At 68.9% G+C, this 12,753-nt stretch carries 12 protein-coding genes; 4 read left to right on the forward strand and 8 right to left on the reverse strand.

All coding sequences use genetic code 11. The features are described 5' to 3' along the window. Positions 1 to 5: 5 nt before the first annotated feature. The 8 genes from ABNX41_RS02755 to ABNX41_RS02790 form a co-directional block, all read right to left on the reverse strand. Positions 6 to 656 carry a DUF1523 family protein gene (locus ABNX41_RS02755; RefSeq protein ID WP_438668180.1) on the reverse strand — a complete coding sequence of 217 codons (651 nt, stop codon included), beginning with the start codon at positions 654 to 656 and terminating at the stop codon, positions 6 to 8. Then, positions 656 to 931, reverse strand: a complete 276-nt coding sequence (locus ABNX41_RS02760; protein WP_438668181.1) for a hypothetical protein — start codon at positions 929 to 931, stop codon at positions 656 to 658. Before ABNX41_RS02760 ends, ABNX41_RS02755 begins: the two co-directional genes overlap by 1 nt. Continuing rightward, complete coding sequence (locus ABNX41_RS02765; protein ID WP_438668182.1) at positions 928 to 2,400, reverse strand: DUF6638 family protein; 1,473 nt, start codon at positions 2,398 to 2,400, stop codon at positions 928 to 930. The genes ABNX41_RS02760 and ABNX41_RS02765 overlap by 4 nt, the downstream gene beginning before the upstream one ends. Then, entirely contained in the window at positions 2,397 to 2,870 is a 474-nt protein-coding gene (locus tag ABNX41_RS02770) for a hypothetical protein (RefSeq protein ID WP_438668183.1), read from the reverse strand. The genes ABNX41_RS02765 and ABNX41_RS02770 overlap by 4 nt, the downstream gene beginning before the upstream one ends. Beyond that, complete coding sequence (locus tag ABNX41_RS02775; RefSeq protein WP_438668184.1) at positions 2,867 to 4,795, reverse strand: AAA family ATPase; 1,929 nt, start codon at positions 4,793 to 4,795, stop codon at positions 2,867 to 2,869. The genes ABNX41_RS02770 and ABNX41_RS02775 overlap by 4 nt, the downstream gene beginning before the upstream one ends. A 76-nt stretch (positions 4,796 to 4,871) precedes the next feature. Further along, a complete protein-coding gene (locus tag ABNX41_RS02780) occupies positions 4,872 to 5,999 on the reverse strand; it encodes a hypothetical protein (protein WP_438668185.1) in 1,128 nt (375 codons plus the stop codon). Next, positions 5,989 to 6,312 (reverse strand): hypothetical protein, encoded by a 324-nt coding sequence (locus ABNX41_RS02785; protein ID WP_438668186.1) that lies wholly within the window; start codon positions 6,310 to 6,312, stop codon positions 5,989 to 5,991. The genes ABNX41_RS02780 and ABNX41_RS02785 overlap by 11 nt, the downstream gene beginning before the upstream one ends. Then, on the reverse strand, positions 6,309 to 7,379 hold the full coding sequence (locus ABNX41_RS02790; protein WP_438668187.1) for a hypothetical protein: 1,071 nt from the start codon (positions 7,377 to 7,379) through the stop codon (positions 6,309 to 6,311). Before ABNX41_RS02790 ends, ABNX41_RS02785 begins: the two co-directional genes overlap by 4 nt. Positions 7,380 to 7,516: 137 nt before the next feature. Between ABNX41_RS02790 and ABNX41_RS02795 the strand changes: the two genes are divergently transcribed. The 4 genes from ABNX41_RS02795 to ABNX41_RS02810 all read left to right on the forward strand — a co-directional run bounded on the left by ABNX41_RS02795 (position 7,517) and on the right by ABNX41_RS02810 (position 12,749). Continuing rightward, complete coding sequence (locus ABNX41_RS02795; RefSeq protein WP_438668188.1) at positions 7,517 to 8,788, forward strand: acetylornithine deacetylase/succinyl-diaminopimelate desuccinylase family protein; 1,272 nt, start codon at positions 7,517 to 7,519, stop codon at positions 8,786 to 8,788. A gap of 126 nt (positions 8,789 to 8,914) precedes the next feature. Further along, positions 8,915 to 9,910 carry an MDR family oxidoreductase gene (locus ABNX41_RS02800; protein WP_438668189.1) on the forward strand — a complete coding sequence of 332 codons (996 nt, stop codon included), beginning with the start codon at positions 8,915 to 8,917 and terminating at the stop codon, positions 9,908 to 9,910. 162 nt (positions 9,911 to 10,072) lie between these two features. Beyond that, positions 10,073 to 11,854 (forward strand): tetratricopeptide repeat protein, encoded by a 1,782-nt coding sequence (locus ABNX41_RS02805; RefSeq protein WP_438668190.1) that lies wholly within the window; start codon positions 10,073 to 10,075, stop codon positions 11,852 to 11,854. A gap of 46 nt (positions 11,855 to 11,900) precedes the next feature. Continuing rightward, positions 11,901 to 12,749 (forward strand): 4-(cytidine 5'-diphospho)-2-C-methyl-D-erythritol kinase, encoded by an 849-nt coding sequence (locus ABNX41_RS02810; RefSeq protein ID WP_438668246.1) that lies wholly within the window; start codon positions 11,901 to 11,903, stop codon positions 12,747 to 12,749. Positions 12,750 to 12,753: the final 4 nt, after the last annotated feature.

Consider the following 12,753-nt stretch of genomic DNA (forward strand, 5'->3'; position numbering starts at 1 on the left):
CCGGTTCAGCGTTTCGGTTTCGACCGCCAGCTGTCGATCCAGCGCGTGAACCGCCCCCAGGCGCCCCTCGCCTCGGCGCGGGCGGCATCGGCGCGGGCGTCGAGGCGGTCGATGGTGGGCTCGATCATGCGCTCGCGGAATTGCAGCCACATGCGGCGGATCATCACCAGCACCAGCAAGAGCGTGCCGAGGATCGCGATGTTCACCCAGGGGATCAGCGTGACATCCGGCCCCTCGACCCGGCGGATCGAGACGGCGTTGGGGAAGATGGTGAAGAACTGGTTGCGCCAGCCGTAATGGGTCACGGCGACCCAGACCGGGTTCGCTTCGGTCGAGATCAGCCGCTTGGCCTGGGTGTCCAGCCCGTAGCTGTCGATCTTGAAATAGGGCGGCCAGCCCCAGCCGGTGTCTTCGTTGCGGTATTCGACGGTGCGGCCATTGGCGCGCACGGCGTTGATGAAGAAGACGTCGCGGCTGGTCGTATTGCTCATCCCGACTTCGGCCCGGCTCCAGAACAGCGAATTCTCTCCGATATCGACGCGGCGGCTTTCGGTGCCGACGATGAAGACGATATCGCGCTGCGGCAGGGTGTAGTGCAGGAAAGCGAAGACCAGCGACGCGATCACCAGCCAGAAGCCCCAACGAAGATAACGCATCACAGACCGCCCCAGTTGACGAAGATGAAGATCGCGGTGAAGGCGACCATCGGGATGATGTATATAAGCCAGAGCAGCCGCCGGCGCAGCCCCCTGTCGTAGGCGCGCATTCCGGCCTCGATCCAGGCGTCGTGGTCGCCCTCGCGCTTTTCCGCGACCCAGCGTTTCTCAAGCCGCTCGCGCCGGACCGAGCGCGAATAGATCGAGGTGGCGAGATAGGCGATGCTCAGCCCGATCAGCAGGAAGAAGGCCAGCCGTATCCATCCGATGATCATCCGCCGCGCCCCTTCCGCCCCCTGGGGGCCGCTTGTCGGCCCCATGGCCCCTGTGCCGCCGCGTCTCCTGTGCCGCCGCCCCCTGTGCCGCCCCCCCATGGGCCGCCCCAGGGCGCGCCCGGCGGCGTGGTCGCGTCGCGGCCGCCGCCCTGCCGGGGTTTCGGGCCGTCGCGCATATCGGGTCGCGAAAGCTCGTCCATGCGGGGTTCGGCGCCGAAAAGCGCCTCGCGGGCGCCTTCCTTGTCCACCTGGTATTCGCGGGCGAGGAAATCGGCCACATAGCTGCGCTTGAGGTCGGACCAGCCGCGGTATTCCTCGTAGAACCGTTCCTTGTGGGTGATGAAAAGCTGGCGCACATCCATCAGCGAAAGCTCGGACAGAAGCATGTTGACCTGATCGCGGTCCCGGCCCGGGCGGGCGCGCAGGGTGTAGAAATAGGCCGGATGCTCGGACGAGATCTTGGGCCAGGGCCCGGCCCCCTCGGCCCATCGCAGCAGCGCGGCCAGGCCGAGGAATTCCTCCGGCAGCGCCGGGCCCAGCTTGTAGGCCAGCTTGCGCAGCTCGGTCCGCCGCGCGTCGCCCACGTCGATCTCCAGCCGGTCGGCGGCGTCGAGCAGGATGAAATCCATCTTCTGGCGCAGGATCGCCCCCGCATCGGCGCCGCGCGCCTGAACGATGGGCTCGGCCAGGGCATTGCGCTCCAGCCAGTCGGCGATCTGGTTCCTGTGGCGGAAATCCATCGCCTGCGCGACCGGCAGCGGCCCAAGGCTTTCGATGGGTGCGCGCGAGATGGCGGCGGGGAATTTCACGTCCCGGAACACATGGATGCCGCCGAAGAGGCTGGTCCAGAAGTTCCCCTGTTCGAAGGTCATGGCGGGCAGGTGGATCGGCACCCGGGTCACGTCGCCGGTGCGTCCGGCCAGCGCGATCATCTGCGCGATCAGCGCCTCGTCGCGCCAGCCCTCGGGCTCGGTGCGGAAACGCTCGATCAGCCGGGCCAGACGGTCCGCATCGGCGACATGGCCGCCGATGGTATCGGCCTCGACCGTGACCTGGCGGATGTCGAACAGCCGCGTCGGCGTGTCGATGGCATAGACCGAGCCCTGCAGCTCTCCGGCTACGGCATCGCGCGCGGTCAGGGCGAAAAGCTGCGCCTCATTGGCGTCGATGAACTGCGCCAGGATCCCGCGAGAGGTCGAGAAGGCGATATTCAGCAGCGCCGCGCGCCGCTGCGCGGTGGTCAGCAGGATGAACTGGCGGTTGGCGCCGCGATGGTTGAGGTAGAAGCGATCGTCGAATTCGTCGCCGATCTCGGGCGAGAAGCCCGACATGTCGATGTGGAAATCGGTCAGGGCGGTTTCCCGCCCGGTCAGGGCGCGAAGCGCGCGGTTGTAGCGGTGGACAAGCTGGGGCGAGGACACCTCGACGAGGTTTCCGAACATCAGCCCCTTTTCGATCAGGCGCTTCATGCGGGTGCCCCGCGGAAGCGCCCGCCTGCCAAGGCCCCTGCCGAGGCCCCTGCGGGGGCTTTCAAGGGACCGGGTTCCGCCCTCATGCCCGCGACTCCGCGCCTTGCCGCGTGCCAGATCCATGCGCCGCGCAGATCGTGGCCAGGATCAGCCCGGTGACCAGCCCGCCCAGGATCGCGCCGCCCAGGATCGTCGCCCCGGCCCCCATCGCCCCCTCGGGCCCGGTATTCGCGGTCGAGGCCAGAACGCCGCCGAGCCAGAACGCCGCCGAGGTAGAGCCACAGCGGCGCCGAGGCGACCGCCACCAGCAGGACGGCGGCCAGCCACAGCGGGAACGCGGCAAGGCCCCGCAATGTGCCGCGCCACAGCGCCCGCAGCACCAGCAGCGAGACCGCCAGCCAGGCCAGCGCGATGCCGCCCCAGACGACCAGGGCGAACAGATCGGTCGCATTCCCGGGATCGGGGTTCATGCCTTGCCCTCCAGCCAGCGCCGTTTCGCCTCTTCCTGCCGGTCGAGATCGCGCACCATGGCATTGATCGCTGCCTCGTCGGAATTGTCGGCATAGCGGAATTCGCTGTCGGCGTATCGGTTGATCTCCTGCACCACCATGGCCGAGGTGATCGGGGTCATCAACTCGCGGATCATGCCGAGCTTTTCGTCATAGGGCCGGAACAGGAACAGGTCGGGCTCTTCCATCCATTCGTCGGGCAGTTCGAAATCCATCGCCCGCACCTTCACCGCATCGGTGATGTTCTTGATCGCGCGGCCGGTGAAGCGGTCGTCGGCCTCCTGGATCGCCTTGAGGTAACCGCCGATCCGCTCGATCGTGTCGAGGGGGCCAAGCCGGTCGGTCACCGCCTCCCAGACTTTGACGAGACCGGCCTCATGCGGGCGGGAATGGCCCTCGAAACTGGCCTGGACGGCGCGGCGGATCTCTTGCGCGGCGAAAAGATCGTGCCGACCCAGGGGGATCTGGTGGTTGCGGCCCAGAAGCAGCGACAGGATGTCGATGTAATCCTCGCGCGTTTGCGGCCCGTCGACCAGGAAGCGCGCGCCCGCGCGCTGGCGCAGGGCGTCATCGACATTCTCGGGATAGTTCGAGAACATGCCGAAGCTGCAATTGCCGCGCACCACGGTGCCCGATCCGGCGAAGGCCTGCATGAAGACGGCGGTGACCTCCTGCTGGCCCGCGCTCGACTGCCGGTCGCCGCGCTTTCCGGCCACCTGGTCGATGTCGTCGATGGTGCCGAAGCCGATCGCGCCGGGGTCGAGGATGTTGTCGATGAAGGCTTTCGCGTTCTGGCCCGACTTGCCCTGATAGCTGTCGATCTGGTCGATCGAGAAATTCTGGTAGCGGAAGGGATAGCCCGCCACCTTGCAGTAATCGTTCAGCAGCCCCGCCATCATCTGGATCAGCGTGGTCTTGCCGGTGCCGGGGCGGCCGTCGCCCATGAAGGTGAAGATGAAGCCGCCCAGTTCGGCGAAAGGGTTCAGCTTTCGGTCGAAATCATAGGCCATCAGCATCTTGGCCAGACGCAGGCTCTGGTATTTGGCGATATGGTTGCCGACCACCTCATGCGGTTTCTTGAAGGCCATGGCGATCTGGCCGCCGCGCGCGGCCCGCGCGGGCTTGAACCCGGCGATGGTCAGCCCGTCGGCCTCGACCCGCCAGGACCCGGCCGCGAAGGCCGAGACCCGCGCCATCCCCTCGGCGCGCAGGGCGACCTTCTTCATCAGCGCCTCGGCAAAGGCCGCGATGGTGGCGACCAGCCGGGCATCGTCCGAGGCGAACAGCCCGATGTCCTGATCCAGCTCCCACAGGGCGCCTTGCAGGGCGAGGGGGGTGTTGTCGGTCAGCACCTCGTCGACCTCGCCGATCTCGACGCCCAGGCTGCCCAGATGCGGGGCGATCAGGAAGGCGGCGGCATTGGCGAAGGTGAACAGCGCGACCAGCGCCTCGGCCTGCAACAATTCGCCGAATTCGGCCCGCTTGCCTTCGGGCACGCGGCCTTCCAGATTGGCGCGCTTCATCTCGGCCAGCCCCGACTGGGCGGCGAAGGTCTCGGCCATGGCGAGCGCGATGGCGAGCGCGCGGCGCAGCACGTTCAGCGCCGCCGCCTGTTTGGCCGAGATCAGCCCGTCCGACAGCCCCTCGACCCGGTCGATGATCCGCACCCCCCCGGGCCGGGCGGTCGGGCGCGCCGCCATCCCCGGCACGGTGGAGCGGAAACGCGGCCGCGCGCCCACCCCGGGCGAGCGTTCGGGCGCGGCGGCGGCTTCAAGCGGCTTTCCCAGCCTGGGCGCATGGTCGAAACCGGAAACCAGCCCGAGCGCGGCTTCATATTGCGCCCGGACCGCCTCTTCCTTCAACTCCATCGTGTCGCGCGTCACCATAACCGCTTCCTTTCCGGCCGGATCCTTCCGGCTCCATTCCCGGCCCCTAACCCTGGCATGCGCCCGGGGCGCCGTCCTAGACGCCGGGGATCAGCCTTCCGCCCGCCCCCACAACGAATTTGCGGATCCCGCGCAATCCGGGGGGATCTTGCTCGACCAGCACCTGATAGGGGCGCTCGGGCAGGACGATCATCCGCTCGGTCCGCGTGGTGCCGGTGGTGCCCCCGGTCAGGGGGTCGAGCCGGAAGATCTGCCTGGGGCGCGACGAGAACCAGCCGTCCTTCACCATCTCCTCGCGGTCCGACACCAGGTCCTCCAGCGTCCAGACCAGCGCCCAGTCCTGGCCCTGCGGCGCGCGCGCGTCGCCCAGCACTTTCGATATTGGCCCCGATTGCAGGGTGAAACCGGCGGAATACATCGGGCCCAGCGTGATGCGGCGCAGCCGTTTGGGGTGGCTGTTCTCGAAATCCTGGTCGAAGCCGGTGGCGATGGTCACCAGCTTCAGCCCGCCCAGGGATTGCGCCAGCAGCTTTTGCTGCATCGGCGGCCAGCGATAGGCGTCCTGCGGCAGCGGGCGGCGGCCCGAATCCTCGACATCCAGCAGATAGACCACCGGAAGGTTCACCTGGGCATCCCAGACCGCCCAATGCAGCAGGAAATGCCGCCTTTGCCCGACCTGGGCGATCCATTGCGCGTCCGGGTCGTTGCGGGCCCAGAACAGGCCGCCCGCTTGCAGCGCCTGATAATACAGCCGCTGCGACAGCGCGAATTGCAGCGCCGTCGGCGTCTTGCGCTCGCCGATGATGGTGCGGACCATGCGATCCTTGAGTTCGGCCTCCGAGGCCATCCCGGCCAGATGCTTTCCGGCCTGCTGCGCATCCACCGCCATCACCATCAGTTCCTGCGCCACCGGAAAGCCGGATTCGTGGCGGTCGATGGTCAGATGCGGCGCGCCCTCGGCCCGGCCGGTCATCAGGTATTTGTGATTGAGCGCGCGGAAGGTGCCGATCACCCCGTTGAGGTAATGGCCAAGGATCCGGGTCTCGGTCCGGGTAAGGCGGTTCTCGCGCTCCAGCTCGGCGGCGATCCGGGCGAAATAGCCGCCGATCTGGGCGAATTTCGCGAAATAGCGCCGGGCGCGTTCGGAATCCTGGACCTCGGCATGATCGCCGACCAGCGCCTTCTTGACGGCATTATCGCTCATCGCGGTCCCGCCCCTGCGGATCGACCCAATACCACCAGCGCAAGGCGCCGCTGCGCAGCGCCAGCGCGCGCAACCGGCCCGAGGGCAGGCCCCGGCGGAAGGCCCGCGCCTGAAGCGCCCGCACCGGCCCGCCGACCAGCGCCAGCATCGCGCCCAGGGCGATGGCCAGCGCCGAAAGCCCGCCCGCCGTCGCCGCCAGCGCGCCGCCGGTCGCATGTTCCAGCGCGACCGCAAGCGGCGCCAGCCCCAGCCCGAGCGCCATTGCCCCCAGCCCCCAGGCCAGGGCCCGCCGGGTCTGCCGGTGCAGCGTCATCCGCCATAGGCATTCTTGTCGTGTTTCTCGACGATGGCGGCGAAGCGGCGGGCGAAGCGTTCGTCGGCGCGGGCCTTGTCCTCAAGGATCTTGCGGGCGAAGACCATATGGCCTTCATGCGCCTCAAGCATGTCGGCCATCCGCGCATTGGTCGCCGAACCGATGGCGGCCATGGCCGCCTGGGCCTCCTGGTCGGTCTTGACGCCGATCTCGTTGATCCGATGCGCCACGTCCTGCTGCTGCGCGGTCTTGAGGCTGGAGGTCAGCGCGTCGTAAAGCACCACGCGCTGGCGGGTATCGGTCTGAAGCTTGTTGATCAGCACAAGCTGGGTCGCGGCCTGGTTGGTCAGGCTGTCCACCCAGGTCTTGCCCTTTTCGATATAGCGCTCCAGCGTCTGCGAACGGGCGAGCTTCACCTGCTCGTCCTGCACCAGCGCGTTGTGCTGGGCGTTCAGGCCGACCAGTTCGGTCTCAAGCCGGGTGCGCGCCGCCGCGTCCTGTTCCACCGAGATGCGGTTTTCCAGCTCGATCAGCCGTGGGTCCATGGCGGCGATCTGGCGGCGCACGTCCTCCAGCGCGGCGACGGTGTCCTCGCGGTCGGTCAGGGTCTGCGCCAGATTGCCCTCGACGCGGGTCTTCTGCTCGTTCAGAAGCTCAAGCTGGCCCTGCAACAGCCGCACGATCACGTCGGATTTCGCGATCAGATCCTGCAGCTTGTCGTCGATCGAGGCCGAGCGCAGCCGTTCCTGCCGCAGGCTTTCCGACTTCCCCGCAGAGAACACGCCCACCAGCTTTTCCCAGCCGGTCTTGTTGCGCATCTCGTCGAAATCCTTCGAGAAGGCGGCGGTCACGTCGTCAAGCCCCATGATCAGCTCGGCGATATTGGCGTTCATCACCTCGGTATGCTTGTGCACATCCTCCAGCGTGGCGGTCTCGACGTCGATCTCGATCCCCTGCTCGGCCTTGATGCGGGCGGATTCGATGGCGGTGCTGATCGCCGAAATCTTCGACTGGGCGGCCTGAACCTGTTTCTGGCTTTCAAGGATCTGCGCTTCGAAGTTCGCCATACTGCCCTCCATGGCCCGGCATGATACCCGTTGACCGGGGAACGACCTGAAGGGCGCATCCCGCGCCGCCGCCGCACCCCGGGCCGGTGCGGGAAAATCTGTTGCCTTCGCCGGGTCTGGCAAGGCATGAATTCCCCATGCCGGTCGATGCCATTCTTGCCGCAGTCGCGCTCCGCCGCCAAGACCTGATCGGTCTGGCGCAGGATCTGATCCGCATTCCCACGCTGAACCCGCCGGGGCGCAACTACCGCCAGATCTGCGACCATCTGGGCGAGCGGCTTCTGGCCCGGGGGTGGGAGGTCGAATATCTGCGCGCCGTCGGCAGCCCGGGCGACAGCGACGACTTTCCGCGCTGGAACATGGTGGCGCGGTTCAGGACCGGGCCGGGTCCCTGCGTGCATTTCAACAGCCATCACGATGTGGTCGAGGTGGGGCAGGGCTGGACCCGCGATCCCTTCGGCGCCGAGCTCGACGGCGACCGCATCTTCGGCCGCGGCGCCTGCGACATGAAGGGCGGGCTGGCGGCTTCGGTCATCGCGGCCGAGGCCTTCATCGAGGCCCGCCCGGACTTTCGCGGCGCCATCGAGATCTCGGCCACGGCGGATGAGGAATCGGGCGGCTACGGCGGGGTGGCCTGGCTGGCCGAACAGGGCCGGTTCTCGCCCGGCCGGGTCGATCACGTCATCATTCCCGAACCCCTGCACAAGGACCGCATCTGCCTTGGCCATCGCGGCGTCTGGTGGGCCGAGGTCGAGACCCATGGCCGCATCGCCCATGGCTCGATGCCGTTCCTGGGCGACAGCGCGATCCGGCATATGGGGGCGGTGCTGGAAGAGATCGAGGCGCGGCTCTATCCCGTGCTCGCCTCGCGGCGCACCGACATGCCGGTGGTGCCCGAGGGCGCACGGCAATCGACGCTGAACATCAACTCGATCCACGGCGGCCAGGTCGAGCCGGGGCCCGGCGACACCTCGCTGCCCGCGCCCTGCGTGGCCGACAGTTGCCGCATCGTGCTGGACCGCCGTTTCCTGATCGAGGAGGACCTGCCCGAGGTGAAGGCCGAGGTGACGCGGATCCTCGACGATCTGGCCGGGACCCGGCCCGGTTTCCGCTATTCCCTGCGCGACCTTTTCGAGGTGCAGCCCAGCATGACGGACCGCGCCGCGCCGGTGGTCAATGCCACCGCCGCCGCCATCGAGCGGGTGCTGGCCCGTCGCCCGGAATTCGTGGCCTCGCCCGGGACCTATGACCAGAAGCATATCGACCGCATCGGGCGGCTGAAGAACTGCATCGCCTATGGGCCCGGGCTTTTGCATCTGGCCCATCAGCCCGACGAATGGGTGGGGGTGGAGGACATGCTCGACAGCGCGAAGGTCATGGCGCTGGTGCTGCACGAACTCCTGGGCTGACGCGGTCTCGGGGGCTGACGCGGTCTCGGGGCGCGCGCTTGTCGAACGCTGCGCAATGGGCTTGCGCTGCCGGTCCGAAGCGGCCAGCCTCGGGCCCAGGGGAAACGAAGGCGGTTGGAGGAGCGGATGGCCGAAAGTTTCAAGGCGATGCTGATCGAAGAGGTGGAGGGCAGGCCAAGGGCGCGGATCGCCGACCTGACCCTGGCCGATCTGCCCGACAATGACGTGCTGGTCGAGATCAGCCATTCCAGCCTGAACTACAAGGACGGGCTGGCGATCACCGGCAAGGGCCGGATCGCGCGGCGCCTGCCGATGGTGGCGGGGATCGACCTGGCCGGGGTGGTGGTCGAATCCCGCGCGCCCGAATGGGCGGTCGGCGACCGGGTCCTGGTGAACGGCTGGGGCCTTTCCGAGACCGAATGGGGCGCCTACAGCCGCTTCCAGCGGATCAAGCCCCGGCATCTGACCGCGCTGCCCGAGGGCTTTTCGCCGCTTGAGGCCATGGCGATCGGGACCGCGGGCTACACCGCCGCGCTTTGCGTCCTGGCGCTGGAGGATCACGGCACGCTGGCGGGGGCCGGGGAGGCCGAGTTTCTGGTCACCGGCGCGGCGGGCGGGGTCGGCACGGTGGCGATCTCGCTGCTGGCGGCGCGGGAGCTGCGGGTGGTGGCCTCGACCGGGCGGGTGTCGGAGGAGGGGTTCCTCAAGGCGCTCGGCGCTGCGCGGATCGTCGACCGGGCGGGGCTTTCCGCCCCTGGCAAGCCGCTGCAGCCCGAGACCTGGGCGGGCGGGATCGACAGCGTCGGCAGCCATACCCTGGCCAATCTGCTGGCCCAGACCCGCTATGGCGGCGCGGTGACGGCTTGCGGGCTGGCGGGCGGCGCGGATCTGCCGGGCACGGTGATGCCGCATATCCTGCGCGGCGTGGCGCTGCTGGGGGTCGATTCCGTGATGTGCCCGCCAGAGCGCCGGGCCCGGGCCTGGGCGCTGCTGGACCGCGACCTCGACCGCGCGCGGCTGGCCGCACTGACCCGGGTGGCGCCGATGGCCGATCTGCCGCATCTGGCCGAAGAGATCGTCGCGGGCCGGATCCGGGGCCGCACCGTGATCGAGATCGGTTGAGATCGGGATCGGCCCCTAATCCGGGGAAATCACGCAGAAGTCACCGTCCGCGCCGGGCCGGGGTGGGCATTGCCCTCATTGCGCCCGCCCGCCCGTGGGGCTAGCCTGCCCCGACGATCCAGGGTCGGCTGAGGCCCGGAGAATGCGAGGAACGAGCCGCCCATGATCCTGTCCCTTCCGCGCCGCCCGGCCTGCCCGCGTTCGGGGCTCTTGCGTTCCGGCCTTTTGCGTTCGGCCGCCGTCCTGGCGCTTTGCGCGCTGCTGGCCGCGCCCGCGCCCGCGCAAGAGGTCGACGAGGCGCCCGCCGCCCCCATCGGCGATGTCGGCGCCTATCTGGCGGCGCGCAACGCCGAGGCGCATGGCGATTTCCGCGCCTCGGCGGATTTCTTCGCGCGCGCGGCTGAGGCCGATCCGGGCAATCTGATGCTGCTTGAGGCCTTGCTTTTCGCCACCCTCAACCTTGGCGAGATCGAGGCCGCCGCCGCCGCCGCCGATACGATCGAGGCCGCGGGCGGCGTCAGCCAACTGGTCGATTTCGCGCTGCTGGCGCGTTCGGCGCTGGCCGAGGATTACGGGGGTTTCGTGAAATCGGTCGAGGATGGCCGCTCGGTCGGGCCGGTCTTCGACCGGCTCGCGCTTGGCTGGGCCGAGATCGGCCAGGGGCGCATGTCCGAGGCGCTGGCCCATTTCGACGCCATTGCGGCCAGCCGGGGCTTCGAGGCCTACGGGCTTTACCACAAGGCGCTGGCCATCGCGATGGCGGGGGATTTCGAGGGCGCCGACCGCATCCTTTCGGTCGAGGCCGAGGGCCCCCTGAACCTGAACCGCCGGGGCGTGGAGGCCCATGCCCAGATCCTGTCCCAGCTTGAACGCAACCAGGATGCGCTGGCGCTGCTGGACCGCGCCTTCGGCCCGGCGCCCGAGCCGGTGGTCGATGCCCTGCGCGCCCGGCTGGCGGCCGGAGAGCCGGTGCCCTTCGATTCCGTGACCAGCGCCCGCGACGGCATTGCCGAGGTCTATTTCTCGCTGGCGACGCTGTTGATGGGCGAGGCCGATCCCGCCTTCACCCTGCTCAACAGCCGCGCCGCCATGGCGCTGCGGCCCGACCATGTCGAGGCGCTTTTGCTGTCGGCGGGGATGCTGGAGCAGTTGAACCAGTATGACCTCGCCGTCGAGATCTACGCCCAGATCCCCTCGGATCATCCCGCGCATTACAGCGCCGAGATCGGCCGCGCCGATGCGCTCTACGCCGCGGGCCGGGTGGATGCGGCCATCGAGGCCCTGCGCGCGCTGACCCGCAGCCATGGCGACCTGCTGCTGGTCCAGGCCTCGCTTGCCGATATGCTACGGCGCGAGGAACGCTGGCAAGAGGCGCTGACGGTCTATGACACCGCGATCGGCATGATCGACGCGGCGCCCGAGCGCGGGCACTGGACGCTCTATTTCACCCGGGGCATCTGCCATGAGCGGCTGGACCAGGACGACGCCTCCGAGGCCGACATGCGCCGGGCGCTGGAGTTGAACCCCGGCCAGCCCCAGGTGCTGAACTATCTGGGCTATTCCATGCTGGAGCGCGGGGTGAACCCCGAGGAGGCGCTCTCGCTGATCGAGCAGGCGGTCGCGGCGCAACCCGATGCGGGCTATATCATCGACAGCCTCGCCTGGGCCTATTTCGTGCTGGGCCGCTACGGCGAGGCGCTGGCGCCGATGGAGCGGGCCTCGGTGCTGGAGCCGGTGGACCCGGTGGTGACCGACCATCTGGGCGATGTCTACTGGATGAACGGCCGAAAGCGCGAGGCCGAATTCCAGTGGCACCGCGCGCTGTCCTTCGGACCCGAGGAAAAGGATGCCGCGCGGATCCGCAGGAAGCTTGAGATCGGGCTGGATGCGGTGATGGCCGAGGAAGGGCCGCAGGCGGGCAATGGATCTGCCCAGGGCAATTGAGCGGGCGCCCGTGACCGAACGTGCGCCCATTACCGAACGTGCGACTGTGACCGAACGGGCCTGGGCCAAGGTCAACCTGTGCCTGCATGTCACCGGCCTGCGGGCGGACGGCTATCACCTGCTGGACAGCCTGGTGGCCTTCGCCGGAGTGGGCGATCTGCTTGAGGCCGCCCCGGCGCCCAAGGCCGCGCTGGTGCTTGCGGGCCCGTTCGGGGCCGAATTGCCCGCGGGCGAGGACAATCTGGTCCTGCGCGCGGCGCGGGCGGTGGCGCCCGATTTCCCGGTGGCGTTCCGGCTGGAGAAGAACCTGCCCCCGGCCTCGGGGATCGGCGGCGGCTCGGCCGATGCGGCGGCGGCGGTGCGGGCGGTGCTGCGCCTGATGGGCCGGCCCGGCGCGGTCGATGCCGATGTGATCGCGGCGCTTGGCGCCGACGTGCCGGTCTGCATGCGCTCGGGCCCTGCGCGGATGCGCGGCATCGGCGAGCGGCTGGATCCCGTTCCGGCTTTCCCGCAGGTCTGGGCGGTCCTTGCCAATCCGCGCGTCGAGGTGCCGACGCCGCAGGTCTTCCGCGCTTTGGCTGTCAAGGAAAATCCGGGCCTGCCCGGGGTGCTGCCCCGTTGGCGCGATGCCCTTGCCCTTGCCCATTGGCTGTCGGGACAGCGGAACGACCTGGAGCCGGCGGCGCTTCGGGTCGCGCCAGTGATCGGCCAGGCTCTGGCGGCGCTGGAGGCCCTGCCCGGGGCGCTGTTGGCGCGGATGTCGGGCTCGGGCGCGACCTGTTTTGCGCTTTTCGCCGAAGAGGCGGCGGCGCAGCGGGCCGCCGACCGGCTTCGCGCGCAGGCCCCGGCCTGGTGGGTGGCGGCGGCGGCGCTTCTGCCGGATGAGGCCGCCTGACGGG

It is taken from the genome of Pseudogemmobacter sonorensis (genome assembly GCF_042762395.1).
Taxonomy (GTDB): Bacteria; Pseudomonadota; Alphaproteobacteria; order Rhodobacterales; family Rhodobacteraceae; genus Pseudogemmobacter; species Pseudogemmobacter sonorensis.

Coding starts and splice junctions, on each gene's coding strand:
- ABNX41_RS02805 (WP_438668190.1), top strand. CDS start 10,073: ATGATCCTGTCCCTTCCGCGCCGCCCGGCCTGCCCGCGTTCGGGGCTC.
- ABNX41_RS02760 (WP_438668181.1), bottom strand. CDS start 931: ATGATCATCGGATGGATACGGCTGGCCTTCTTCCTGCTGATCGGGCTG.
- ABNX41_RS02775 (WP_438668184.1), bottom strand. CDS start 4,795: ATGGTGACGCGCGACACGATGGAGTTGAAGGAAGAGGCGGTCCGGGCG.
- ABNX41_RS02780 (WP_438668185.1), bottom strand. CDS start 5,999: ATGAGCGATAATGCCGTCAAGAAGGCGCTGGTCGGCGATCATGCCGAG.
- ABNX41_RS02770 (WP_438668183.1), bottom strand. CDS start 2,870: ATGAACCCCGATCCCGGGAATGCGACCGATCTGTTCGCCCTGGTCGTC.
- ABNX41_RS02765 (WP_438668182.1), bottom strand. CDS start 2,400: ATGAAGCGCCTGATCGAAAAGGGGCTGATGTTCGGAAACCTCGTCGAG.
- ABNX41_RS02795 (WP_438668188.1), top strand. CDS start 7,517: ATGCCGGTCGATGCCATTCTTGCCGCAGTCGCGCTCCGCCGCCAAGAC.
- ABNX41_RS02785 (WP_438668186.1), bottom strand. CDS start 6,312: ATGACGCTGCACCGGCAGACCCGGCGGGCCCTGGCCTGGGGGCTGGGG.
- ABNX41_RS02790 (WP_438668187.1), bottom strand. CDS start 7,379: ATGGCGAACTTCGAAGCGCAGATCCTTGAAAGCCAGAAACAGGTTCAG.
- ABNX41_RS02800 (WP_438668189.1), top strand. CDS start 8,915: ATGGCCGAAAGTTTCAAGGCGATGCTGATCGAAGAGGTGGAGGGCAGG.
- ABNX41_RS02755 (WP_438668180.1), bottom strand. CDS start 656: ATGCGTTATCTTCGTTGGGGCTTCTGGCTGGTGATCGCGTCGCTGGTC.